16 protein-coding genes are annotated in these 24,490 nt (G+C 70.7%); 3 read left to right on the top strand and 13 right to left on the bottom strand.

The window, feature by feature from the left end:
* Positions 1-166: 166 nt before the first annotated feature.
* The 7 genes from AB0M88_RS44845 to AB0M88_RS44815 are packed head-to-tail and all read right to left on the bottom strand — an operon-like array spanning position 167 to position 8,567.
* The gene (locus AB0M88_RS44845; RefSeq protein ID WP_364112881.1) at positions 167-2,407 is read right to left on the bottom strand and encodes a glycoside hydrolase family 3 C-terminal domain-containing protein; all 2,241 of its coding nucleotides are present in this window, start codon (positions 2,405-2,407) and stop codon (positions 167-169) included.
* 10 nt (positions 2,408-2,417) lie between these two features.
* Positions 2,418-3,407, bottom strand: a complete 990-nt coding sequence (locus tag AB0M88_RS44840; protein ID WP_364112879.1) for a hypothetical protein — start codon at positions 3,405-3,407, stop codon at positions 2,418-2,420.
* Entirely contained in the window at positions 3,404-4,705 is a 1,302-nt protein-coding gene (locus AB0M88_RS44835; protein ID WP_364112877.1) for a glycoside hydrolase, read from the bottom strand. Before AB0M88_RS44835 ends, AB0M88_RS44840 begins: the two co-directional genes overlap by 4 nt.
* 5 nt (positions 4,706-4,710) lie before the next feature.
* The gene (locus AB0M88_RS44830; RefSeq protein ID WP_364112876.1) at positions 4,711-5,460 is read right to left on the bottom strand and encodes a 6-phosphogluconolactonase; all 750 of its coding nucleotides are present in this window, start codon (positions 5,458-5,460) and stop codon (positions 4,711-4,713) included.
* A 4-nt stretch (positions 5,461-5,464) separates the two neighbouring features.
* Positions 5,465-6,277 carry a carbohydrate ABC transporter permease gene (locus tag AB0M88_RS44825; RefSeq protein WP_364112874.1) on the bottom strand — a complete coding sequence of 271 codons (813 nt, stop codon included), beginning with the start codon at positions 6,275-6,277 and terminating at the stop codon, positions 5,465-5,467.
* A gap of 2 nt (positions 6,278-6,279) precedes the next feature.
* A complete protein-coding gene (locus tag AB0M88_RS44820; RefSeq protein WP_364112872.1) occupies positions 6,280-7,227 on the bottom strand; it encodes a sugar ABC transporter permease in 948 nt (315 codons plus the stop codon).
* 2 nt (positions 7,228-7,229) lie between these two features.
* Positions 7,230-8,567, bottom strand: a complete 1,338-nt coding sequence (locus AB0M88_RS44815) for an extracellular solute-binding protein (protein ID WP_364112870.1) — start codon at positions 8,565-8,567, stop codon at positions 7,230-7,232.
* A 119-nt stretch (positions 8,568-8,686) separates the two neighbouring features.
* Here AB0M88_RS44815 and AB0M88_RS44810 point away from each other — a divergent pair, with 119 nt between their 5' ends.
* The gene (locus tag AB0M88_RS44810; protein ID WP_364112868.1) at positions 8,687-9,406 is read left to right on the top strand and encodes a GntR family transcriptional regulator; all 720 of its coding nucleotides are present in this window, start codon (positions 8,687-8,689) and stop codon (positions 9,404-9,406) included.
* Positions 9,407-9,502: 96 nt separating this feature from the next.
* The gene (locus AB0M88_RS44805) at positions 9,503-10,273 is read left to right on the top strand and encodes a hypothetical protein (protein ID WP_364112866.1); all 771 of its coding nucleotides are present in this window, start codon (positions 9,503-9,505) and stop codon (positions 10,271-10,273) included.
* Here the strand turns inward: AB0M88_RS44805 and AB0M88_RS44800 are convergent.
* The 4 genes from AB0M88_RS44800 to AB0M88_RS44785 all read right to left on the bottom strand — a co-directional run bounded on the left by AB0M88_RS44800 (position 10,260) and on the right by AB0M88_RS44785 (position 19,953).
* A complete protein-coding gene (locus tag AB0M88_RS44800) occupies positions 10,260-11,933 on the bottom strand; it encodes a family 43 glycosylhydrolase (RefSeq protein ID WP_364112864.1) in 1,674 nt (557 codons plus the stop codon). The genes AB0M88_RS44805 and AB0M88_RS44800 overlap by 14 nt on opposite strands.
* Positions 11,934-11,980: 47 nt before the next feature.
* A complete protein-coding gene (locus tag AB0M88_RS44795; RefSeq protein WP_364112862.1) occupies positions 11,981-14,281 on the bottom strand; it encodes a TIM-barrel domain-containing protein in 2,301 nt (766 codons plus the stop codon).
* A gap of 7 nt (positions 14,282-14,288) precedes the next feature.
* Entirely contained in the window at positions 14,289-17,927 is a 3,639-nt protein-coding gene (locus AB0M88_RS44790) for an arabinofuranosidase catalytic domain-containing protein (RefSeq protein ID WP_364112860.1), read from the bottom strand.
* Positions 17,928-18,015: 88 nt separating this feature from the next.
* On the bottom strand, positions 18,016-19,953 hold the full coding sequence (locus AB0M88_RS44785; protein ID WP_364112858.1) for an EAL domain-containing protein: 1,938 nt from the start codon (positions 19,951-19,953) through the stop codon (positions 18,016-18,018).
* 151 nt (positions 19,954-20,104) lie between these two features.
* Between AB0M88_RS44785 and AB0M88_RS44780 the strand changes: the two genes are divergently transcribed.
* The gene (locus AB0M88_RS44780; protein WP_364112856.1) at positions 20,105-21,145 is read left to right on the top strand and encodes a sugar ABC transporter substrate-binding protein; all 1,041 of its coding nucleotides are present in this window, start codon (positions 20,105-20,107) and stop codon (positions 21,143-21,145) included.
* Here the strand turns inward: AB0M88_RS44780 and AB0M88_RS44775 are convergent.
* Positions 21,134-22,381 (bottom strand): ABC transporter substrate-binding protein, encoded by a 1,248-nt coding sequence (locus tag AB0M88_RS44775; RefSeq protein ID WP_364112854.1) that lies wholly within the window; start codon positions 22,379-22,381, stop codon positions 21,134-21,136. The genes AB0M88_RS44780 and AB0M88_RS44775 overlap by 12 nt on opposite strands.
* 69 nt (positions 22,382-22,450) lie before the next feature.
* Positions 22,451-24,490: LuxR C-terminal-related transcriptional regulator (locus AB0M88_RS44770; RefSeq protein WP_364112852.1), on the bottom strand; the 2,040-nt coding region annotated here is incomplete at its 5' end.

Genomic DNA, 24,490 nt, shown 5'->3' with positions numbered 1-24,490 from the left:
GTCGCGGTCGCCGGCTTCGCCGGCCTGTGGCGGAATCTGGGCGCGTCCGCCGTGACGGCCGGCGCGGGCCTCGTCTTCGCCGCCAACCTGGCGGCGCTGTTCGTGCTCACGGGCCGGTTGCGGCCGGCGCCCTGATGGCGCTTCCGGCCGAGCGCCGGTGTGACCGCTACGCGTGGTGGCCCTCGGTGAAGCGGGACTCGTTGAGCTCGAGCAGCTTCTCGTCCGGGATCAGCGGTGGGAGCGACGGGTCGTCGGGCAGGGTGGTGGTGGTTTCGAGGCGGATGTCGCGGGAGGAGGCGCCGACCTCAATGGTGAAGTCGCCTCCCTCCAGACGCCACGCGTCGGCCGCCACGTCCCAGTAGGCGAAGTCGCGGCTCGACAACGGGAAGGTGACTCGGGTGCTTTCGCCCGGCGCGAGGGTGACCTTGTCGAAGCCCCGCAGCTCCCGCAGTGGGCGGCGGACCGCGGCGTCCGGGTCGCCCACATAGAGCTGGATCACCTCGCGGCCGGCCCGGGAGCCGGTGTTGGAGACCGTGCAGGAGACGGTGACCGCGTCGCTGACGCTGACTTCAAGTTCCGAGTACGCGAAAGTCGTGTAGGACAAGCCGTGGCCGAACGGGTAGCGCACCGACCGGCGGAGGGCGTCGTACCAGCGGTAGCCGATGAACACGCCCTCGCCGTAAAGCACAGTGCCGCGTTCGCCGGTCCACGTGACGTAGCCCGGGGTGTCCTCGAGTGCGAGCGGGAACGTCTCCGCCACCTTGCCCGACGGGTTGACCCGGCCCAGCAGGACGTCGACGACCGCGCCCGCTCCGGCCTGGCCGGGCAGCCACGCCTCGACGATCGCGTCGACCCGGTCGTGCCAGGGGTCCATCGTCACGGCGGCGCCGTTGGAGAGGACCACGACCAGCTTGGCCGGCAGGTCGGCCAGGCGTCCGATCAGCTCGACCTGGTCGGCGGGCAGGGCCAGGGTCGTACGGTCGTCGGCCTCCTGTTCGAAGGCCAGGGGCAGGCCGGCGAAGACCACGATCGTGTCGGCCGGCTCGGCCGCGGTGACCGCGTCGTCGATGAGAGCGGCGGCGCGCGGTGAGATCGGGCCGGCGGCGAGGAGTTCGGCCGCGGCGGCGCGGCGGAGCGGTTCCACGAGGGCGGCCGCACGGCGGGGCTCGGTGAACTTGGCGTCGTGGGCGGCGAAGTAGGCGTCGAGGTCGTCCTGGTAGGCGTCGAGCGGCGTGTGTACGTAGCCGGGGGAGTAGACGACGTCACCGAAGAAGTCGAGGGCGTTGTCGACCCGCGTCGGGTCCACCCCGGACGAGCCGCCGCCCTGGATGCGCGCGTGGGCGGCGAACGCGCCGATGACGGCGACCCGGCCGCCGCCGGACAGCGGCAGCGCCGAGTTTTCGTTGCGCAGCAACGTCACGCAACCGGCGGCCGCCGACCGGGCCAGCTCGTGGTGCTCGCCGGCCTTCAGGAGAGCGAGCTGCTCGGCCGAGAGCCGCCGACCGGGCGCCACGCCCAGGTCCATGACCGGCCCGTTCACGGCGTCCGGACCGGGGAAGACACGGGAGACCAGGTGCAGCACGCGCCGGACCGCCGCGTCGACGACCCCGAGGTCCAACGAGCCCGCCTGCACGGCGGCCACGATCTCGGCGTCGGTCTTGCCGTCGGTGCCCGGCATTTCGAGATCGAGACCGGCCGCCAGGGCGGCCACCCGATGATGTACGGCGTTCCAGTCGGAGACGACCACACCGTCGTATCCCCACTCGTCCCGCAACACCGAGGTGAGCAGCCAGCGGTTCTCCGAGGCGTGCACGCCGCGCAGCCGGTTGTAGGAGCACATCACGGTCCACGGGTCGGCGGTCTTCACCACCCGTTCGAACGCGGCCAGGTAGATCTCCCGGAGCGTACGGTCGTCGGCCTCGACCGAGATGCGGGTGCGCTCGATCTCCTGGTTGTTGGCCGCGAAATGCTTGAGCGAGGCGCCGACGCCGGTCGACTGCAGACCCTCGACGTACGCGACCCCGAGCTCCCCGGACAGCAGCGGGTCCTCCGAGAAGTACTCGAAGTTGCGGCCGCACAGCGGCGACCGCTTCATGTTGACGCCCGGCCCGAGCACGACCTGGACCCCCTCGGCCCGGGCCTCCTCGCCGATCGCGGTCGCGACCCGGCGTACGAGATCGCGGTCCCAGGAGGCGCCGAGCGCCGACGCGGTCGGGAAGCCGGTGGCCGGCACCCACACCATGTCGACGCCGGTTTCCTTGCGCAGCCCGTGCGGGCCGTCGCCGACCTCGACGGCCGGCACGCCGAGGCGTTCGATGGCCTCGGTGTACCAGTCGTCGTGGCCGGAGAGCAAGGAGGCCTTCTCCGAAAGGGTGAGGGCGGCCAGGACGGCGTCGATGTCGTTCACTCAGAGTCCTTCAGGTCATCAGGAAATCGTCGGGATGGGCGTCGCGCACCCGGGTGAGCAGGTCGGGACCGATGTAGACGCCGCCCTCGGCCAGGGCGTCGAGCACGACGCCGCTCAGCGGGGAGGCGTCGGCCACGACGACTCCGGCGGCGGGTGCGACCCGCGCCAGCTCCGCGGTGAGCGCGTCCCGCATCGCCGGGTGCTCGGAGGTGGCGACCGATCCGTTGAGCAGCACCGGCAGCTCGCCGGAGGCCAGGTCCACGCCGACGCGGCGGGCACACCACCCGGCCAGCCGCACGAACGACTCGGCCTGGTCGGTCACGATGCCGAGGGCGACCGCGTCGCCCGCCCCGGCCGCGGCGAGCACGACTCTCGACGCCCGCCAGAGGTCGGTCTCGGGCCGGGCGCCGAACCGCCGGGTGAAGGCGTGCCGCAGCTCCCACGCGTCAGCAACGTCGTAGAGCTTGCACATCGCGCCGGTCAACGATGTCGCGGGGCCGTTGTCCATCCAGGCCCGGCACACCGCCTTGAGAGCGTTGGCGCCGAGTCCGCTGCCACCGAGGTGGTCGAAGACGAAGAAGCCGGAGTGCTCCTCGCGCCCGTCCTTCGACCGGGCCCCGACCGCCGGTCCGGTGCCGACAGTGATCGACACCGCGACACCGGATCCGTCGACCAGGCGCAGGGACGCGTACGCGTCGTTCTTGACGCTCCAGCGGCCCATGTCGCCGAGCCGGGAACGGATGTGGCCGCTCCAGAACTCGGCGTCCTCGAGGTAGTCGACACCGGCGATCCGGAAGGCCGCCGACGCGATGTCGCCGGGGGCGATGCCGGTGGCGGCGACCGCCTCGAAGACGGATTCCACGGCCGAATCGACGCTCGCCGCCCCGTAGATGTCGCCGTTTCCGCCCCGGCCACGGCCCAAGACGGTGCCCTCGGCGTCGGTGACGAGGGCGACCGTCTTGGAGTTTCCGGCGTCGACCGCTAGATAGGCGGTCGTCATTGGAGCAGACGCGCGGGGAGGTACGCCCGGTGCGCGTACGCCATCTCGTCGTACAGCTCCTCGGCGACCGCGAGCGTGGGCACCATCGGGTTGGCGGCCAGCGCGCGGATGCCGTCGGCCCGGTTGCCCTTCCACGCGGCCTCGGCGGCCAGGTACTGGAACTCGGCGAGTTGCTGCACGAGACCGCGTACGGCGTGGGGGAGCGGCTTCTGCGGCAGCGGGTGCACGCCCTGACCGTCCACAGTGCACCACATTTCGACGACGACGTCCTCGTCGAAGCCGGGCAGCGCGCCGCCGGCGTTGGGCAGGTTGACCGGCAGGCGCGCGCTCTTGTCGTTGTAGTAGGCGCTCATCACGTCGATGGCCAGCTCGAGTTCGTGGATGCCGCCCCGGGAGCGGGCCGGGTCCAGCGAAGGCACCTCGACGTTCATCTGCTCCTCGTAGTGCTCCCAGTAACCGGGCAGCGCCGCGAGCAGGTCCTCGGCCCGCGTGGTCCGCTTGGCCTGCGACTCCCGGAGCACCTCCTCGCGGAAGTAGTAGTACTGGAAGTAGTCGGCCGGCACCGACCGCATGGTCGTCGCCAGGCGCAGCATCCGCTTCGAGTGGATGTCGAGCGTGGGGTCGTCCTTGCGCGCCTCCCAGGCCGCGTCGAGCAGCGGCATGAGGTCCTGGCCGTCGTAGGTGTGCTCGTACGACCAGATGTTGTGGTTCACGCCGGCCATCACGATGTTCGCCTTTTCGGCACTGAGGCCGGCCGCACGAAGCACGGTCTTCGGGAAGACGATCGAGCCCTCGCACATCGACCAGATCGTACGGTCGGTGAACCGGGTGACCGCCTGCGAGACGATGTTCACCGGGTTGGTGTAGTTGAAGATGACCGCGTTCGGGGCGACCGCGTCGAGGTCGCGGATGATGTCCTCGTAGATGTGGATCGAGCGCAGCGACATGAAGAACCCGCCCGGCCCCTGCGTCTCCTGGCCGATGACACCGTGCTTGAGCGGGATCCGCTCGTCGAGGGCGCGGGCCGCGAAGTCACCCGGCCGGAAGCTGGCGAGAACCGCGTCGGCGTCGGTCAGCGCGGCCCGCCGGTCGGTCGTCGAGGAGATCTTGATGTCGAGCCCGTCCGCCTGGGCGATCTTCCGCGCGATCGTCTCGACGGCCTTCAACCGGTCGGGGTTGACGTCCTGAATGACGATCTCGGAGCCGTCGAACTCCTTGCCGTGGGCCAGAATCGAGGCCATGGTCCCCGCGCCGCGGGAGGACCCGCCACCGATGTAGACCAGCTTGATGGCTGCCATGTACTTCAGTTCCCTTCAAAAGCAGGACGGTCGACGATCAACGTGGGGTTCTTGCATTCGACGACGATGGTGGCCGGCCAGTCCGGCTCGTAGGCTTCCGCCCGCGCGATCCGGGAGAAGGCCGCGTGCTTGTGCGCTCCGCCGACGATCATGATCACCTCGCGGGACAGTGTGGCGATCGTGTCGACGCCGACCGTGACCCCGCGGGTGGGCACCATGTCGAGGGTCGTGAACTCGGGGAACGTCCCCATGTTGTCCCGCCGCGTCGCCTCGCCCAGCGTGGTGACATGGGTCCGTGCGGAACGCGAAGTGCCCGGCTGGTTGAACGCGATGTGCCCGTCCCCGGCCCCGGTGGCCAGCAGGAACAGGTCGATTCCGCCGGCCGCGTCGATGACCTCGTCGTAGCGGGACGGGTCGGCCGGGTCGGGCACCCAGACCTCGATGTCCTGCCCGATCGGCGCCACGATCTCGCGCCGCGCGAAGCCCAGGCACGAGTACGACAGGTCAGGCGCGACCCGCCGGAGAGCGTCCGACTCGACGTAGTCGTCCATCATGACGATCACCAGCCGCGACAGATCGACGCCACGCGCGGCGTGCCGGGCCAGCGCCCGGTAGACCGGCATCGCGGTGCGACCGCTCGGGCAGCCGAGCAGGAAGGGCCGGTTTCCGGTCGCGGCCAGGCGGTCGAGGATCGTCGTGGCGACCGCGTCGCCGACCGCGCTCGCGTCCGGCAGGACGATGGGTTGAAGAGTCACGTGCTTACTCCTTGATCGCGCCGGCCAGCATTCCGGAGATGAATTTGCGCTGGAAGACGACGTAGAGGGCGAGTACCGGCGCGGCGACGATCAGGCCGCCGGCGGCCATCAGGTTGATCTGGGTGACGTACTTGCCCTGGAAGACGCCGAGGGCGACGGTCGCGGTCTGGTTCTCACCGTGCAGGAACACCAGCGACAGGAAGTAGTCGTTCCAGGTCCACATGAAGCTGAGCAGGATCAGCGTGTAGATGGCGGGTCGGGCCATGGGCGCGGCCATCGACCGCAGCATGCGCAGCGATCCGGCGCCGTCGAGTTCGGCCGACTCGAACGCCGAGCGGGGCAGCGCGCGGAAGGCGGCCCGCATCCAGAAGATGCCGAACGGCACGCCCATGCCCAGGTGGACCAGGATGATGCCGGGCAGCGTGTTGGTCAGGTTGAAGGTACGGAACTGGTAGTAGAGCGGGATGATGATCGCCTCGAGCGAGATCATCATGCCGAGCAGCACGATCGGGAACAGCACCTTGTCGCCGACGACGCCGAGCACGCCGAACGCGTACCCCCCGAGCAGTGCGAGAAGTACCTGCCCGACCACGACGCAGACGGCGATGATCATCGAGACCGTCATCGCCTGCGAGAAGTCGGCGTCGCGCCACGCGGTGGCGAAGTTGCCCCACTGGAAGTGGGAGAAGCCGACCGGCTTGCCGGAGCGGTCCGGGCTGAGCGCCGAGACGACGAAGGTGCCGACCGGGAAGAGCACGATGATGGCCAGGACCGTCAGGACGACGTAGTTGACGACGCGTTCCGTCTTCGAGATCACGGTCAGTCCCTCTCCGACACGCGGGTGATGACGATCGCGATGACCAGGCACAGGGCCGCCATCACGACGCCGATCGCCGCCGCGAGTCCGACTTGCGGGTTCTGGAACGCGGCCTTGTAGAGCGCGACCGCGGGGGTGAGCGTCGACGTGCCCGGACCGCCGTGGGTGGTGATCCAGACGAGGTCGAAGGTGCGCAGGGCGGCGGTGATGGTCAGGGTCAGCGCGACCGCCATCTGCCCGCGCAGGCCCGGCAGCGTGACGGTGAAGAACTCCCGGACCGGGCCGGCGCCGTCGATGCGCGCCGCCTCGTACAGCTCGGGGGAGATGGCCGACGTGCCGGAGATGAACAGCACCATGCAGAAACCGAAGGTCACCCAGGTGCCGACGAGACCCAGCGCGGGCAGAGCCCACGTGAAATCTCCGAGCCACGTACGCGCGAGCGAGCCGAGCCCGACCGCGCGCAGCGCCGCGTTGAGCGGGCCGTCCGGCGCGTAGATCCGCTTGAAGACCAGCGCGATCACGACGGTCGTCATGACCTGGGGCAGGAAGAAGATCCAGCGGTAGACGGCCATGCCCGGCTGCTTGGCCCGTGTCAGGAGCGCCGCCGACAGCAGGCCGAGAATGATGGGCAGCAGCGCGAAGAAGCCGATGAGCACGAGCACGTGCCCGAACGTCGAGCGCAGGACCGGATCGGTGAGGAACGTGACGTAGTTCTGGAACCCCACCCAGGTCGACGCGCTCACGCCGTCCCACTTGTAGAACGAGTACTGGATCGACTGGCCCAGCGGGACGAGCACGACGAGGGCGTACAGGGCGAGCGGGAGCGCGGCGAAGCCGAGGCCGATCCACCGCGTCCGGCGGCGCACCGAGCGGCGCCGGACGTCGGTGGAGGGTGCCGGGCGCGCGTCGCGAGTCTGAGCCGACGAGGTCGAGCGCGCGGAGGTCACCATGGTCAGCTCTGCCCGGCCAGGAAGGTGTCCCGGTCCTTGTCGACGGCGGCCGTGAACTTGTCGGCCGTCGTCTTGCCCGCGTAGAGCAACTGGAGGTTCTGGCCCAGCGTGTCGAGCATCGTCGGGCTGGACCAGTCGAAGTACGGGACGTAGCCGTCGTTCTTGTCGAGGGTCGCCGCGCCGGCCGACTCCCCGGTCAGGCTGAGCGACGCGGGCGGAACCTGCACGTCCGGCGACATCGCCGGGACGAGACCACGGTCGACCGCCGCCTGGCCGGCCTCCGGCGACATCATGTAGTTGAGGAACGCCGCGGCGACGTCCGGGTGCTTGCTCTTCGCCGAGACCACCATGGCGCCCGGTGCGGCGCCCACGCCGACCGTCCCGCTGCCGCTCTGCTGGGGCAGCTGCAGATAGCCGAAGTGGCCCTGCTGCTGGGTGTTCAGGCCGAGCGAGCCGGTGTACTCCCAGCGGAAGACGCCCTTGCCGCCGACGAAGTTGGCGACCGCCGTCTGGTAGTCGATGCCGTTGAAGTTGGGCGGGAACCAGCCCTGGTCGGCCCACTTCTTGGTGAGCGTGACCGCGTCGGTCATCCCGATGTCGGCCGCCTTCACCGTCGAGTCGCCGTAGATGTAGTCGTTGAGCTTCTTCTTGTCGGCCAGCAGGGCCTGCAGCCCGAGGAGCACGGTCGTCGAGCCGTCCTGGCTGCCGTACTCGAACGGAATCTGGCCGGCGGCCTTGGCCTTGGCGGCGTCGGCCTCGAGGTCGGCGAGGTTGGTCGGCGGGGCGATCCCGAGGGCCTTGAGCTTGTCGGCGTTGTAGTAGAGGCCGATCAGCGACGTGCGGGCCATCGGGGTGGCGAACCACGAACCCGACCCCATGGTCTTGAAGTCGGTGGTGAACTGGTTCTGCCGCGCGATCGTGGTCGGGACCGACTTGTCCCAGCCGTACGCCTTCGCGTACGCGTCGAGGTTGACGACCAGGCCGCCCTTGGCCAGCGTGCCGAGCGACTGCCACCCGTTGTTGGCGGTCGCGATGTCGGGGCCGCCGGCGTCCTGCAACTGGAGATTGAGGGTGGAGTTGAGCTGGCCCCAGTCCTCGGTCTTCCGCACGATCTTGACGTTCGGGTACTTCTTCTCGAAGTCGGTGATGACCTGCTTGATCCACTCGCCCTCGGCCGCACCCCAGAAGTCGGTCAGGTTGAGGGTCACGTTGCCGGCCTTGGCAACGTCGGTCGAGACGGTGGTCGGTGCGGCGGTCTTGTCCGAGGAGCCGCTGCCCGGGGAGCACGCGGCCAGGCTTAACGCGATCGCTCCCGCGATTACCGCTTTATGAACTCTCATCTTCACTCCGTTGTGTCGCCGGTAACCCGGACCCTAGACGTTCCTATACCAGTTAGTCCAGTGCTGAACCAGAAACGGGAACTGGTCCCACCAAAGGGGCAACTGGTACAGTGCTCGGCGTGACCAGCGGTACCGCCTCGACCCAGGCCTATGAGCAGCTGACCCGTGACCTCACGGTCGGCCGCTACGCACCCGGTTCACGGCTGCCCGGCGAACGCGATCTCGCCGCCCAGCTGGGCGTCAGCCGGGCCACCCTGCGCCTCGCGCTCAGCCGCCTCGAGTCGGAGGGCACCCTGCAGCGCTCGGCCCAGCGCGGCTGGTTCGTCCCGACCCAGGTGCTCGGCGAGCCGCCGAGCACCCTGCAGTCGTTCACCGAGATGGCCCGGGCCCGCGGCCTGCGCCCAACCGCCCGCGTCATGCGCCAGGAGGTGCGGCCGGCCAGCCTCGACGAGGCGGCCAAGCTGCGCATCGCGCCGGCCGCGCCGGTCATCCAGATCGACCGCCTGCGCGGCATGGACGGCACCCCGGTCTGCTTCGACGTGGTCGTCGTCCCCGAGAGCCACGCCTCGGCGCTGACCACGGCCGACCTCGCCGACGTGTCGCTCTACGACGAACTGCGGCAGCGCTGCGGCATCGAGGTGCACCGCAGCGCGTACACGCTGATGGCCGAGATCGCCGACGCGGAACTGGCCCGGCTGCTCGGCATCACGGCCGGGGCGCCGGTTCTGGTCGGCGACGAGGTGGCGTACACCTCAGACGGCACACCGGTTCTCATCGGCCACAACAAGTACCGCGGCGACGCGTACCGGTTCGAGGCGGATCTGTTCCGCCGCGCCTGAGTCGCACCCGCGCGGCGACCGGGAACGAATGCCTTGCCGGTCACAATCCGCGGCACTTTGTTCAGACGTTTCCCTCCCCGGCCGAATGCCTTTCCTGTGAGTACTAACCATCGCGCCGAATGGTGGGCCCAGTTCGCGTCGGCAAGTGACCGCGTCGACCCGGCCTCCGTCGTCGAGGGGCTGGGAGACGTGATCGCGCCGCGGATTCCGTCCCCGCTGCTGCGGCGAGAGGCGCAGATCGCCGTTCACACCGTGGTGCGGCACCTCAACAAGCCGGCCGCGGCCGGGCTCGCCGAACAGGGCGGCCGGGCAGCCGCCCGGCTGGCGGCCACGGTCACGCGGCTCGAGGAACGCGCTACCGACGACGGCACCGGCATCGCCGCGGCGGCCGCGCTCGTCCACGTCCTGCACGGCCGCTGGCCCGAGGGCGCCGCCGCCGCGGAGCCACTGATCGGGACGGTTCCGCTGGTGCGGGCGCTGATTCCGGCGCTGTGCCTGGAAAACGTCGACGTCGCCCTCACGCTGCGCCTGCTCGGCACCGGCCAGGCACCCGCGACGGCGCTGCAGTCGAGCCTCGCCATCGCCCGCTACGGCTGGTGGCCGACCTGGCTCCTCAAGGTGGTGACCGAGCGGGCTCTGGCCGGCACCCTCGACGCCGACGTCATCGCCGCCCTCGACCGGTGCGCGTACGCCGAACTCAGCCCGGCCCAGGCCCGGCTGGCCCGCCGGCTGTTCGACGCCGACACCCAACTGGTCGACGCGGTGGCACACCGGCTCGAAACCCTCGGCGAGCCGTCCGCCGCCGGGCGCCTGCGCGAAGGCGACCTGTCGGCGGTCGCCCTCGCCGCGAGGCTCATTCCGCTGTGATCCGGGCGCCGTCGAACAACTCCCCGGCGTCGATGCGCCCGCTCTTCGCCAGAACGCGGCCCGTTCTGCTGACGACGCGGTAGTAGCCATCGCCCACGTGCTCAAAGCGCCAGAGCTGGCAACCTCCCGCTTTGCGGGAGCGATAGGCGACCGTACGCCCACACGCGTCGAGAGCCTTCTGCCCGGCCGCGTCGACCAGCAGCACATAGCCGACCGGCTGGACGCGGAACTGCTGGCACGTGGCCCCGGTCGCGGTCGCCGTCTGCACGGGTGACCCGGCCCCGCCACAACCGGCGCCCTGCAACACTTTGCCGTTCAGCCTGCTCTGGATCGTCGACCAGCCGTCGTCGGCGGCGACAAGCTTCCACTGCTGACAGTCGTTGTCGAGCCAGCCCCACTGGGCCACCCGGGCGCCCTCGGCGTTGACGCAGCCCGCGACCTCGGCCACCTTGTTGCTGAAACGGTTGTCGACGCTCACAAAGCCGTCGCCGCGGTCGTCGAGCCGCCACTGCTGGCAGGTGTTGTCTCGTTCCGGGGCGCTGAGCGTGATATCGGCACCCTCGTAGCCGCAGGACGGGTTCGCGATGACGCTCCCGTCGATGCGGTTCACAAGTTGGGCGTACGCCGGACCGTGGCCGATCTGCCGGCTGCCGGACAGCGGATCGCCCAGAGCGGGCCAACCGCCGGCCCACCGGATGGGCCGGACCGAGAGCTTGGGCCGGCCGTTGTCGTCGAGGTCGTAGTAGTGGTGCACGTAGAGGTCGTGGTAGACGTCGCCGCCGCCCGGGCCACGGAACTCGTTGTAGCCGCGCAGCAGCTCGGTGCCGCCGCCGGCCAGCATCGCCACCCCGGCCCGGTCCTCGTACGGCCCGGTGACGTTCTTGGAGCGCCCGACGACAACGCGGTAGTCGCTGTCGATGCCACGGCAGCAGTAGTCGAGGCTGGCGAACAGGTAGTAGTAGCCGCCGTGCCGGGTGATGCTCGCGCCTTCGATGGACGCGCCGCCGCGCGAAGCGAGCGAGTAGAGCGTCGTGTCCTCGGTGGACAGCATCCCGGTCGAGCGGTCGAGCCGGCGCATCTTGATGCCGTCCCAGAACGAGCCGAACGCCAGCCACGCACCGCCGCCGTCGAGCACCAGCTCGGGATCGATGGCGTTGAAATTGTCGGCCGTGCTCGACCGGATGACCATGCCGTGATCAACCCAGCGGTAGGCGGGACTTCTCGGGTCCAGGGTCGTGTTGGTCGCCAGGCCGATGACCGAGTTGTTGGTGCCGAACGACGAGGCCGCGTAATACAGGTGGTAGAGCCCGCCGAAGAAGCTGATGTCGGGCGCCCAGAAATCCGGGGGAGTCGTGCCGAGCTGCTCGGTGACCCAGGCCGGCGCGGTGGTGAAGACCGGGCCGAGGTCGCTCCAGTGCAGCAGATCAGCCGACCGGCGCATCGGCAGGTAGGTGCGCGTCGCCGAGTCACCGGTGATGAAGCTGTAGTAGTAGTGACCCTGCCGGATGACGGTCGGGTCGTGCGCGATCGGGTCATCGGCGATCCGCCCGACATGCGCGCCTTCCGGCGCCGCGACGGCGGCCTTCCCGCCCGGCACCACACCGATCGAGGCGACCAACAGCAACAGGACGGCGAGCGCGCGCCGCGCGGCGACGGTCATGCATGCATCGTCCTCGCTGGACCCGGCCCACACCAGAGCTGGAGGGGCTAGTCGCTGACGAGGATCTCGGTCAGGGCGCTGAGCAGGGACTCGGGGAGGCCCAGCGACTGGAGGGCGGCGACCTTGCGGAGGCTGTCGGCGTCGGTGCGGAGCACGTGCCAGGCGTCGAGTTTGCGGGCGTGGTCCCACTGGGCGCGGGCGAGCAGGTCGAACAGGTGCGGGCGTTTGTCGGGCCGGGCGGTGGCGAAGCGTACGGAAAGGCGCAGCTCGCCGTCGGCGGGGGCACCCGTGATGGTCAGGAGGCCGTCGGTGAGGGTGGCACCGGTTGCCTCGGTGACCTCGGCGCCCAGGAAGCGGATGGTCCAGTCGCGGTGGGCGGGGACCACCGACGGGTCGGAGGCCGGGCCGATGGTGAGGGTCTGGTCGGCTTCGTTCCAGACCAGCGGGCTGCGGGAGATCCGGTCTTCGGAGTCCTCGACGAGCGAACGGGTGCCGTCGGCGCCCGGCAGCAGCAGGAGTTCCAGCGCGGGCGGGTTGGTGTCGGGGCGTACCGAAGCGTCGGCCGCCAGCGGCAGCACCGCGCCCGCCCGCAGCAGGGCCGGGATGGACCGTTCGTCGCGGTGCAGGCGGATGCGCTGGCCGCCCGGGCCGGCGTGGTAGACCGTGCCGGTGAAGATGTCGGCCCAGGCGCCTTCCGGAAGCCAGGCGTCGGTGGAGCCCATCAGCGTGACGTCGTCGGACGGGTCGGTGATCGGCGCGACGATCAGTGAGTCGCCGAAGAGGAACTGGGTGGGCACGTCGTAGGCCGGGTGTTCCCAGTACATCGGGCGGACCAGCGGTTCGCCGTGCGCCGCCCGGTGGTTCATGGTGTGCAGGTAGGGCACCAGGCGGTGGCGGAACCGCAGTGCTTCCCCGAAGGCGTCGCGGGCCTGCCTCGGGTAGGCCCAGGGCTCCTTCTGCAGGAACGGGTTGGACGACGAGTGCAGCCGGTTGATCGGGGAGAAGACGCCGAGCTGGAGCCAGCGGACGGTGAGCATGTCGTCGCGGGCGCCGAAGATGTGGCCGCCGACGTCGTGGCTCCACCAGCCGTAGCCGATGTTGGAGGCGGTGGCCGTGAAGTGCGGCTGGAAGCGCAGCGATTCCCAGCTGATGATGCTGTCGCCGCTGAAGCCGACCGGGTAGCGCTGGCTGCCCGGGCCGGCGTAGCGGGAGAAGATCATCCCGGTTGGGGAGTCGACGAAGTGCAGGTGGTTGAGCATCCACAGCGGGTCGACGCCGGGGATGTTCGACAGTTGGCCCTGCTGCCAGTCGATCCACCAGAAGTCGACGCCCTGCTTCTCCAGCGGGCGGTGCAGGACGTCGAAGTAGGCCTCGGCGAAGCGCTCGTTCGTGATGTCGAACGGCACTCCCACATCGGCCGACGGGTCGACGCCGAGGGCCGCCGCCATAGCCGGGAACGCGTCCTCGAACGGCTGGACGCCCTCGTGCGGGTGCAGGTTGAGGGTCGTCCGCAGGCCACGCCGGTGCAGTTCGGCCAGGAACGCCGGCGGGTCGGGGAAGAGCGTGGGCTCCCAGCTGTAGCCGGTCCAGCCCCGGCCGTATTCGGGCGGGACCGACTTGACGCGGTGCCAGTCCATGTCGAGGACGGCGACCGAGAACGGCACGCGCTCGGCCTCGAAGCGGTCCATGAGCTCCAGGTATTCGTCGGCGCTGTACGCGTGGTAGCGGCTCCACCAGTTTCCGAGCGCCCACCGGGGGAGCACCGGCGGCGGGCCGGAGACCGCGTAGAGCGCGCGGACCGCGTCGGCGTAGTCGTGGCCGTAGGCGAACACGTACACGTCGCGGCGCCCGGGGACCCGGCGGTCGATCCAGCCGGCCTCGGTGAACAGGAACGACTCGCTGTCGTCGATGACCGCGATGCCGTCCCGGGACGCGACGCCGTCTTCCAGCGGGACGGCGCCGTCGGCCTCGTCGAGGGTGCGCGCGGTGCCGCCCAGGGTGCGCGGCCTGGTGCCCCAGCGCCAGGTCGCCCGGTGTGCGCTGATCGCGCCGAGAACGCGTACGGAAAGGCCGGCCGCGCTGAAAGGCCGGCGGTCCCAGGTCAGATGAAGGCGGTCGGTGAGGATCTCCAACTGCTCGTCCGATTCGAGCACCCGGAATCGCGGAGTGTCCAGATCGCGGCGGACGGCGAAGGTGGAGGCACGGTCCTCGAAACCTCCGTCTTCGCTCCATTCGAGCCGCACCAGGCCGTCGAGCAGAACGCTGATCCGCCAGTGCTCCCCACTCAGCACGGACTCCGGGCGAGTGAGAGGGGAGGACTGGCGGAGAGCGAAACGGCCTGACGTCATACCTCGATCATGGCGCGGGCGCCCAGGGCGGGGCCACCTGCCAGGTCGAATCGGTGGTGAACGAGGTGGCGGTGTCCCACGGGTTGGTACCCCCGCTGACGGCCAGGTAGACCAGGTTGTCGAAGACCCGGATGAAGTGGTCGGGGAAGTTGACCGACCGGAACGACGAACCCTGCCGGCAGAACGTCGCGTCCTGGGCATACAACGTGCTGCCGTCGCTGGGCTGCAGGTGGAACTGGAAGTTCTGGTGCCGCAGGTAGCTGCCGGGCTTGTTGACCGACTCGAACGAGAAGCAGCTCGGGTCGGCCAGGCCGGCGGTCTGCACCCAGGTGGCGTCCTGCTTGTCGAGAGAAGTGGTGACCGGGCCGGTGACGACCAGGTCGTCGGCGTCGTCGTGCTTGATGAAGGCCGACCCGTTCTGCAGGGAGACCCGCGGTCCGGGGTCGAGGGCGAGCAGGTTGGATGCGCCCGGCGTGGCCTTGGACGTGATGAAGTCGTTGCAGTTGCTGTCGGTGTCGGTGCCGTCCGGGAAGCGGCTCGCGCTGCGGTCGAGCGGCGGGGTGCTGACCGCGCACGTCCCCTCGGCCGCCCACGGATCGACCAGGAGGCCGTAGTTGAGGCTGTCGGCGACCAGCCCGTGCGGGTCGCGCAGCACCATGGTGCCGGCGCCGGTGGAGAGGGCGGGGCCGCCGAACCACTGGTCGGGGGCCGGCGTTCCCTGGTAGCCCGCCGTCGTCACCGCGGAGTCGCGGACCGGCGTGTTGAGCGGGTACCCGTGGGCCAGCGGATGGTCGAGGACGATCCCGCCGCCCAGCGCCTGCACCGGCTCGTTGCTGGAGTGCGGGTAACGGGTCGCCGGGGTGAAGCTGATGCCGGTTCCCCGGGAGCTGAAGGGCAGGTTGGACGAGTGGGCGAACTTGAGCGGCGCGGTCAGGTCCAGGCTGCCCGGCGCGACCGCCGCGACGGTCACCGTCTCGATCCGCTTGTCGATGTCGAGCCGGATCTTGTCGCCGGCCGTGATGTTCGCGGTGGACGTGACCTTGATCGTGGTCGCGCCGGCCGCCGCCGGTGCCGAGAGCCGGGCCTGGGTGCCGGCCTTGCCGACCGCGGTCACCGTGGCGACCTCGAGCCGGGCGCCGTAGCCGATGGACACCTTCTGCCCGACCTTGAAACCGGCCGTGCTGGTCACGGGCACGTTGGTCGACCGGGCCGGAATGGTGATCGGGCCGTCCGGGGTGGGCTGCCAGAGCGGGGTGCTCGCGGTGGCGGCCGAGCCGGCGCTGACGATCGCCGCGTTGCGGGCGTTGCCGGACGAGTCGAGCGCGGTGCCCCCGGTGGCCTCGTCGAACTTGTAGTCGGCGACGTTGCCCGCCGCGGCGGTGCCACCGGCGAGGGCGGCCACCTCGGCGGTCGACAGCGCGTGGTCGTAGATGGCGAAGTCGTCGACGGTGGCGTTGAGGAACGGGTCGGGGTACTGCGAGCGGCCGATCCAGTTCTGGTTGGTGTTGCCGAGCGCGGACGGCTTCAGGGTCATGTTCGCGCTGGTGGCGACCGGCGTGCCGTTGAGGTAGAGCGTGCCGGTGGTGCCGGACAGCGTCACCGCGACGTGCGACCAGGTGTTCAGCGGAAGCTGGCCGCCGCCGGTGAGGTCCTGTTCGGCGCCGTTGCCGCCCGTGGTGATGCCGAAGCGCAGCCCGCTCCCGCCGCCGTCGACGGTCAGGAACATGTTGGCCGAGGTTCCGCGCCCGAAGTCGAAGACGCGCGCCCAGGTGTCGTCGGAGGACGGGTTGACCCAGGCCGAGACGGTGTAGTCGGACAGCCCGCTGACGATGCCGGTGGGCAGGCTGACGTACTCGTCGGAGCCGTTGAGCTTGACCGCGTTGCCGAGCTTTCCGGCGGCCCGCGGGCCGGAGGCGCCGCCGGCCGGGATGCCGGCGATCTTGGCGACGTCGGTGCCGATCACGACCGAGTCGCCGACGTTGAGGCCGGTCGTGCTGCGGACATTGACGGTCGTGTCGCCCTTGCGCGCCGGGGCGGCGAGGCCGGACGTCGACAGGCCGAGCAGATACTGCCCGTGGGCGGCGATCCGCGTGCCGGCCGGCAGGGTGATCGTCGAGGAGACGGCCTGCTGGGTCGGGTGCTCGGTCAGGGTCCAGCCGGAAAGGTCGACGCTCCGGTCACTCGCGTTGTGGAGCTCGATGTAGGAATCAGTGGGATCCGTGCCGGTGCCGACGCGGAACTCGTTGACGGTGATCGGGCTGACGTTGCGTACCTTCGCGGCCGTGGTGGCGATCAGCCGCCGGCCGTCGGTCGAGGCCCGGCCGACGATGTCGCCGTTGAAGGCCCACCGGGCCGACGTGACCGTGAAGGTGGTGCTCACGCTCTGGCCGGGCGCGACCGACCGGAACCTCGCCGGGCCGGTCGCCCGGGCTTTCCAACCCGGGGGCACGGAGAGGCTGAGCTCGACGTTCGCCGCCGGGCCGGCGGCGTTGTCGGTGTACGTCTCGACGACGTCCTTGCTCTCACCGGGAGCGAAAGTCCGCAGGCCCGCACCCAGAGTCAGCTGTGGCAGCGCGTATTTCGCGGCCACGACGTCGGCCTGGACCTTCTGGTCGACCGCGTCGCTCGGGTAACCGGCCGTCATCACGCCCTCGTAGAACGTGCCCTGGGAGCTGTTGCTGTTGTCGCCGCCGTTGCCGAGCACGATGCCGCCCTGCTTGCGCATCGGGTCGTAGCTCGCGTCGACCCGCGGCCCGTCGAACATCGTCGCCAACGGGCCTTGCTGGGCGTCGCCGCCGAGGGAGGCCCAGTGATGGGGTTCGCCCTTGGCGACCGCGGTCACGAATCGGGAGGTGATGCTCGGCAGGTTGGGGCAGAGCTTCGAGGTGCTGCCCGGGTTGACGCAGCCGACCAGGTTGTTCTCCTGGTCCGTCATGATCCACGGCCCGGGCGGGTTGCCGTGGTACCAGGCGCTGGCGGTGCCGAAGTAGCTGGTCTCCATGGTGCCGTTGCCGTCGTCCCGGCTGTCGATCTCGGTGTTGCCGTAGTCGAAGCAGCAGCCGCCGTTGAAGTGCTGCCCGTCGACGATCCAGTACATGCCCTCGGGCTGGTCGTCGACGGCGATGCCGCGCGTGTCGTTGTCCCGCAGACCCATGCCGGGGGCGATGAAGACCCCGTACGCCTTGTGGCCGCCGATCGTGATCGGCGCCAGGTCGGCGACCGGCAGATTGTCGTAACCGCCCATGGCCGGGCCGCTGAAGCCGCCGCGAGGCGGCTGGGTGAGGTCGTTGTGCATGGGTGACTGGTCGTAGAGCGTGGTGATCAGGCAGGTCGTGTCGGCGCAGAACCGGTCCTGCGCGGCCGCGTCGGCGTATCCGCCTCGGCTCAGCACGCCGATGTTCTTCTCGGCCCGGTCGGAGAGGCGTTCCACCCGGTAGAGCGGGCCGTTGTAGGAGGCGTAGAGGGCCCGGGTGCTGCTGTGCGCGGCGACGCACGGGGTGCCGCCGGCGGCGTAGATGTCGCAGGGGCCGCCCGGCGAGGCGGTCTGTGTCGCCATGGCCGCGCCTGGTGGGGCGGCCTGTGCCGCCGTGGCCCCGCCGAACATGGTCGTGATCAACGTCATTGTGATCGCGATGAACGTCCTCATGTCACCGTCCCGTCACCAAGAGGCGTACGTCGATGTCACTGTGAACGTTAACAAAGCCGTTCGTCAAGACTTTCGGGCCAGGCCTTTCTCAGGCGAAGACCTCGGCCCCCTGCTGCTTGATCCACTCCAGCACGACATCGGCCGGATGCGGTCGGCACATGTAGCAGCCCTGCGCGCTTTCGCATCCGATTTCCCCCAGGGCGGTCATGACCGACTCGTCCTCGACGCCCTCGGCCACCACCTCGAGGTCGAGCGCGTGGGCCAGGTCGGCGATCGCGCCGACGATCGCCCGGCCGCTGGCCGTCACGTCGACGCGGGAGGTGAACCGACGGTCGATCTTCAGCTCGTCCAGCGGCATCTCCTGGAGGTAGCTCATCGACGAATAGCCGGTGCCGAAGTCGTCGATCGAGACGCGGACGCCGATCGCCCGGATCTCGCTCAGCACGGCGGCGGCCTGAACCGGATCGGCGATGACCGCGCCCTCGGTGATCTCGACCGTCAGGTCCTCCGGCACGGTGCCGTGGGCCGCCATCAGCTCGCGCAGGCGGTCGGTGAACGCCGGATCGAGAAGGCAGTCGGCACCCACGTTGACCGCGACCGAGATGCGCCGGCCGCCCTCGCGCCACGTCCGCTGCTGGGCCAGGGCGATCCGCAGCACCGCGTCGGTCAGCGGGCGGATCAGGCCGTTCTGCTCGGCGACCGGGATGAACTGGTCCGGGAAGACCAGGCCCCGCACCGGGTGCCGCCAGCGGACCAGGGCCTCGACGCCGCAGACCGTACGCTCGGAGACCCGCACCTTCGGCTGGTAGTGCAACTCCAGCTCGCCGTTCTCGATGGCGCGGCGCAGATCGCCCACGACGGCGAGCTTCTCGAAGCTGTTCTCGTCCGACCGCGGGTCGTAGACCGCCACGCCCAGATGGCCACGCTTGGCCGCGTACATCGCCACGTCGGCGTGCTGAAGCAGCTCGGCCGCGTTGGCCGACTGAACCGGGAACAGCGAGGCGCCGATGCTGGCGCTCACGTCGACCGTCACGCCGTCGACCTCGGCCGGCAGGCAGAGCGCGGTCAGAATGCGCTGGCCCAGCCTCAGCAGATCCTCGGTTGAGGTCACATCCGGCAGCACGATGGCGAACTCGTCGCCGCCCAGCCGGGCCACCGTGTCGTAGTGCCGGGCCGAGGCCACCAGGCGCCGGGCGACCTCCTGGATCAGCACGTCGCCGGCGTGGTGGCCGAGGGTGTCGTTGACCTCCTTGAAGCGGTTCAGGTCGAGCAGCAGCAGGCCGGCCTTGCCGCCCTCGATCGCCTGGTCCAGCTTCTCGGTCAGCAGACTGCGGTTCGCGACGCCGGTGAGGCCGTCGTGGGCCGCGCGGTGCCGGCTCTCTCGCGCCTGCCGCTCGGTGTTGCGCTGGTAGGCGACCAGAACGAAGGCGCAGAACAGCACCACGATCAGGTCGATGCCCGAGATCACGCCGACCGCGACCAGCAGCCGGTGATTGGACCTCTGGGTGCCCGCCAGCAGGGCGGCGCCGGCCAGGTTGTTGCGGGCGATGTTCGCCGACGCCTGCTTGCGCAGGGCGGAAGCACTCAGCGACGCCTGCTCGGCGTCGAGCAGCATCTGCTTGCGGTCCCCGTACGCCTGGGCGTGCACCAGATCGTGCAGCGTGTAGCTGTATCCGCCGTACGTGTTCTGCAGGGTCTGCGCCTGGAACGTCTCCGACGGCCCGCCGTGCGCGTTGAGCCAGCGCAGGTTCTCCTCGGCCGACCCGATCGAGGCGATCAGCGGCTCGCGCCCGACCGCGCTGTCCGCCCGCACGAAGTCGACGAGCTGCTCGTACTCGATGCCGATGCGCAGATAGACCTGACCCCACTGCTGGGTGGTCTTCTCCGAGGCGGCGATCCGGGCGGTCGCGCGGGCGGTGTTCTCGATGCTGACCGTGGCCAGGCCGGCGAGCAGCATCAGGCCGGTGACCAGCGCGACGATCGCGCCGCGGGCCACCGCCCGGCGCCGTACCCACGACGTCCGCATCCGCTCAGTACCCTCCGCCGGCCGTGACTCTGACGCAGGTCTGAATCGGCCGCCGGGCCGGGCGGATGAGGATCGCACCCGTCCGGCACTCGTCTTCTTCTCGGCGGCGCCGAACAGTGGGGGGTCAGCGCGTACGGGAAGGGACGGTCCAATGCGGGTGGTGCCCATGGTGGCGGCGGTGGCCGTGATGGCGACGGGGCTGTCCCTGGGCGGTGACGTCTCCCGTCGCGACGTGGCGCGGAACCCGGCCGTGACCTTCCTGGTCGCCGACGCGTCGCTCGGCTACGCCCAGGAGATGGCGATGGGGTTCGAGGCCGGCGCCGCCGAGGTGCCCGGCGTCGAGTCCAGCGAGCGCGCTTCGGCGGTCGGCGACACCACCACCCAGCTGGCGACGGCCCGGGACGTGCTCGACGAGGGGCGGACCGGGGTCTCGCTGTTCACCTGGAACCCGGAGCTGCTGGCCCCGGCCGGCGGCCCGCGGGTGATCGCGGTGCACACGCCGCCCGCGCTCGGCTCCGGCATCCGGTTGTACATCGGCAACGACGACTACCGGCTCGGCCAGATGCTGGGCGAGCAGCTGGCCACGATGATCCCGTTCGGCATGCGGGGGACGATCGTGCTGGGCACCTCGGTGCCGGGTGCCCTGGAACTCGACCGGCGCGGCGCGGGCGTCCGCGACTGGCTCAACCGCGTCCGGCCCCGGCTGAACATCCTCGGGCCGTTCGACACCAAGCAGGACCCGGCGGCGAGCCAGGAGGCCTGGACGACGCTGCTGCGGGCCAATCCGTACGCCGTCGCGTTCGTCGGCCTCGGCGACAACGACGCCGCGACGCTGGCCCGGCTGCGCGCGAGCTCCGGCGGCGGCTGGCTGGCCGGCGGCTTCGGACTCGACGACATGGCGCTGGCCGCCGTGCGTACCGGAGGCTTCGCGCTCGTCTCGCCCGAGCTGTATGTCCAGGGCGCCGTCGCCGGCCGGCTGCAGGCCGCCGCGGCCCGCGGCGACGCGCTCCCCGAGGGCTGGCTGGTCACCCCCGGAAAACCGATCCGGGCGGCCGACGTGCCGGCGATCCGGTCGTGGCAGGCCTCCGCCGGCACCCGGGCGGTGTGGGCCAGGAAGATCGTGGACGATCTGGTCACGAACGCGCCCGCCCACCTGCGCCCGCTCGAGGACGTCCAGGGCTCACTGAGTTAGCACGCCCAGGCTCTGCGCCTTCGCCCGGCCGTTCGCGACCGCGGTCTTCCACGCGGTCGCCGCGTTGACGCTGCCCGCGGTCAGCGCCCGCAGCTGATCGGCGAAGACCCGCTGAAGTTCCTCGTCGGCCGGCGCCTGGAACGACCGCTTCTTCTTCGCCGCCGACACGGCGAAGACCTCGGTGGTGCGCTGGCCCCCGAAGAACGGATCGGGAGCGACCAGCTCGGGCATCTTGTACGCCGCCGGAGCCGACGGGAACAGCGCCGCCTCGGCGAACATCCTGGCCTGGTTCTCCGGCGACAGAAGCCACTTGATCACCTGGAACGCCGTCTGATGGTCGCCCCCGTTGGCCGGCACCGCGAGGAACGAGCCGCCGATGTTGGCCCCGTCGGCGGCCCCGTTCGCCACCCGCCACTTGCTCTTCGTGGCGGGCGCGGCCTGAACCATGTCGGCCGCGTGCCAGGCCGCCCCCGAATCGGTGGCCACCTGCCCGTGATCGAACAGGCCGGTCCAGCGCTTGTCGTCGTTGGCGATTCCGGCGGTCAGCCCCCGCTGGATCGTCTCGACCGCGATGTCCCAGGCCGTATGGATCTCCGCGCTGTCGCCGACGTACTGGTTGCTCTCGTTGACGAACCGTCTGCTCTGCTGCTGGCAGCAGACCGAGAACAGCTCCCAGGCGTTGGCGATCAGCTTGACGTTCCTGGCTTTCAGCTTGGTGCCGGCGTTCAGGAAGGCGGCCCAGTCCGGGATCTGCCGCGCGACGTCCGCCGGATCGCCCGGCAGCCCAGCCCTCTCGAACAGATCGGCCCGGTAGAACATCGCCGTCGGCCCGATGTCGATCGGGAAGCCGATCAGCTGGTTGTCGAGCGTGCTGCCCTGCTGCCACTTCCAGTCCAGGTATTCGTTCCGCAGCGCGCCCGCCCCGAGCGTGTTCAGATCGACGAACAGGTCGGCCCGGGGCAGAACGGTCGTGACGTCCTCACCCTTGATGCCGGCGATCGCGGGCGCCGGCTTGCCGCCGAGCACGGGCATCAGCGCCTTGAGGTAGTCGCCGTCGACAATCCTCGTCGTGAGCCCGGGAAACTGTTTCACCGCGGCCGTGACGGTCTGCGGGCCCAGCCCACCCGGCCAGCACCACAGGTCGAGCGCCGAGGCGACTCCGCTCGCCTTCTTGTCGGTGCCACACCCGGCCAGTGCCGACAGGAGGGCAGCAGCGAGCAACGCTCTGCGCTTCACCGGCAAAACGTATCAAAACCCGCCGAGCCGGTGCTCCAGCTTCGGAGTTCTTGAAGCGTCAGAGAACAGCTAGGGCTTGAGGGCGGCCTCCACGTCGGCCCGGGAGGGGACGCCCAGCTTGCGCAGGATGTTGCCGACGTGGACCGCGGCCGTCTTCGGGGAGATGTAGAGGCGGCGGGCCAGCTCCGCGTTGGTCAGGCCGTCGCTGATCAGCAGCGCTACCTCCCGCTCGCGCGGGGTCAGCGCGGCCGGTCCGGTCACGGCGGCCTCCGCGCCGGCCGGTGCCATACCGAGTTGGGCGCGGACCTGGTCGAGCTGGGTCACCCGCCAGCCGCGCCAGGACGCCAGCAGCGTCTCGGCCGCCGAAGCCTCGGCCGTCGCCTCGGCCCGCCGGTCGGCGGCCAGCAGACAGCGGGCGATGCCGACGCGGACCGTGCCCCGGATGTACGGGCTGAGGATGTGCGCCTCGGCGATCGAAAGGTAGCCCTCGAGCGCTTCGGCGTGGCGGCCGTGCGCCTCCGCCAGCTGGGAGTCGACCAGCGTCCGGAAGGCGTCCCAGACGTCGAAGTCGAGCAGCGTCGCGGCCATCTCGTCGAGCCGGGGCGCCGGCAGGCCCAGTTCGAGCGCGGCCGAGATGAGGTCGTGGGCCTGCTCGCCGCTGCGCCACGTCTGGCCGGCCAGCGCCTCGACCAGTTGGTCGAGGGCGACGGAGGCGGCCGGCAGGTCGTGGCGCCGGCAGGCGAGGTGGAACGCGAGACCGGGGATCGTCGGCGGCGTGTTGGTGGGCAGAGTCGCCAGATCGGTGATGATCTCCTCGACCCGGTCGAGCTCGCCCGCTTCCAGATAGAGACCGGCCAGGAAGATGCCGTGGTAGTCGGCCCAGCGGCCGCGGCGGAGGTAGTTGCGGTCCTGCTCGCGCCCGTCCTCGAGGGCGGCGATCGCGGCCGACAGGTCGCCGGCCCGCAGCGCGAGCCGGGCCTGCCCCTGGAAGTAGGTGGCCACCGCGAGCGATTCGAAGCCGGCCCTTTCCGCGTCGGTCCGCATCCGTTCCAGGGTTTCGGCGTGCTCGGCCGGGTCGTTGGGCGGCTCGCCCTGCACCAGGACGTTGAGGGCGCGGGCCGCCAGCACCCACTCGCCCGCCTTCTCGGCCTCGTCGACCAGCGCGGACAGGATCTCCCGGCCCTCGGCCGCGGTCTGCGGGCGGTCGGTGAGCGTCGCGCCCTTCTCGACCAGCGCGGCCATGCGGACCGCCGGCAGGTCGAACTCGGTCGCCAGGGCCAGCGCGCGATCGGACCAGAGCAGCGCGGCGTCGAGGTCGTCCCGCAGGTAGGCCGACTGCGCGATCGCGGTCATCGCCCGGGCCTGGGCGGCGCCGGGCGGCAGTTCCGCGATCAGGGTCTCGATGTCGCGGGTCAACGCGCTCGTCTCGTCGGTGTCGCGGGACTCCCAGGCGATGCGCACCAGCACGTAGAGGGCCTCAGCCCGGTCGGTGGGCCGGCCGGCGAGGTCGCGCCAGCGGCGGCCGTAGCGCAGCGCGTCGTCGAGCAGGCCGGCCAGCCAGGCCGCGCGGGCCGCCGCGGCGAGCAGGGCCGGGTCGTCGGGCGCCTCGTCGAGGCCCATCTCGGCCAGCTGCAGCGCCTGGTAGGCCGAGCCGATCGACAGGTAGAGCTCGGCGCCCCGGCGGGCCGCGTCGATCATGTCGGCGTATCGGCCGGCGCCCCGGGCGTGGTGGGCGACCATGGCCGGATCGGAGCCGCCGCCGCTCAGGAGCACGTCGAGCGCGGCCTCGTGCAGGCGGCGGCGCTGCCGGCCGAGCATCTGGTCGGCGATCGCCTCGCGCACCAGCGCGTGCCGGAAGGCGAACTCGTCGTCGCCCGACTCGACCAGGACACCCCGGGTGACCAGGTCGCGCAGCACCCCGATGAGCTCGTCCTCGCCGGTGCCGGTGACGCCGGCGAGCAGGTCGAACGGGATGCGGTGGCCGAGCACGGTGGCCGCTTCGACGACGCGGCGGCTGACCGGGTCGAGGTCGTCGACCTGCCGGCGCAGGACGTCGCCGAGACTCCAGGGCAGCGGCTGCTCGACGAGCGCCTCCACGGCGTACCCGGG

It is taken from the genome of Actinoplanes sp. NPDC051411 (assembly GCF_040682075.1).
In the GTDB taxonomy this organism is placed as follows: Bacteria; Actinomycetota; Actinomycetes; order Mycobacteriales; family Micromonosporaceae; genus Actinoplanes.
Note: the sequence above shows the minus strand (reverse complement) of the source record. Positions and strands in the feature narration are given on the sequence as shown.

Bases quoted from the DNA above. Each gene is read 5' to 3' on its own strand.
- AB0M88_RS44815 (WP_364112870.1), bottom strand. From the start codon at position 8,567: ATGAGAGTTCATAAAGCGGTAATCGCGGGAGCGATCGCGTTAAGCCTG.
- AB0M88_RS44785 (WP_364112858.1), bottom strand. From the start codon at position 19,953: ATGCGGACGTCGTGGGTACGGCGCCGGGCGGTGGCCCGCGGCGCGATC.
- AB0M88_RS44790 (WP_364112860.1), bottom strand. From the start codon at position 17,927: ATGAGGACGTTCATCGCGATCACAATGACGTTGATCACGACCATGTTC.
- AB0M88_RS44800 (WP_364112864.1), bottom strand. From the start codon at position 11,933: ATGACCGTCGCCGCGCGGCGCGCGCTCGCCGTCCTGTTGCTGTTGGTC.
- AB0M88_RS44820 (WP_364112872.1), bottom strand. From the start codon at position 7,227: ATGGTGACCTCCGCGCGCTCGACCTCGTCGGCTCAGACTCGCGACGCG.
- AB0M88_RS44780 (WP_364112856.1), top strand. From the start codon at position 20,105: ATGCGGGTGGTGCCCATGGTGGCGGCGGTGGCCGTGATGGCGACGGGG.
- AB0M88_RS44835 (WP_364112877.1), bottom strand. From the start codon at position 4,705: ATGGCAGCCATCAAGCTGGTCTACATCGGTGGCGGGTCCTCCCGCGGC.
- AB0M88_RS44795 (WP_364112862.1), bottom strand. From the start codon at position 14,281: ATGACGTCAGGCCGTTTCGCTCTCCGCCAGTCCTCCCCTCTCACTCGC.
- AB0M88_RS44840 (WP_364112879.1), bottom strand. From the start codon at position 3,407: ATGACGACCGCCTATCTAGCGGTCGACGCCGGAAACTCCAAGACGGTC.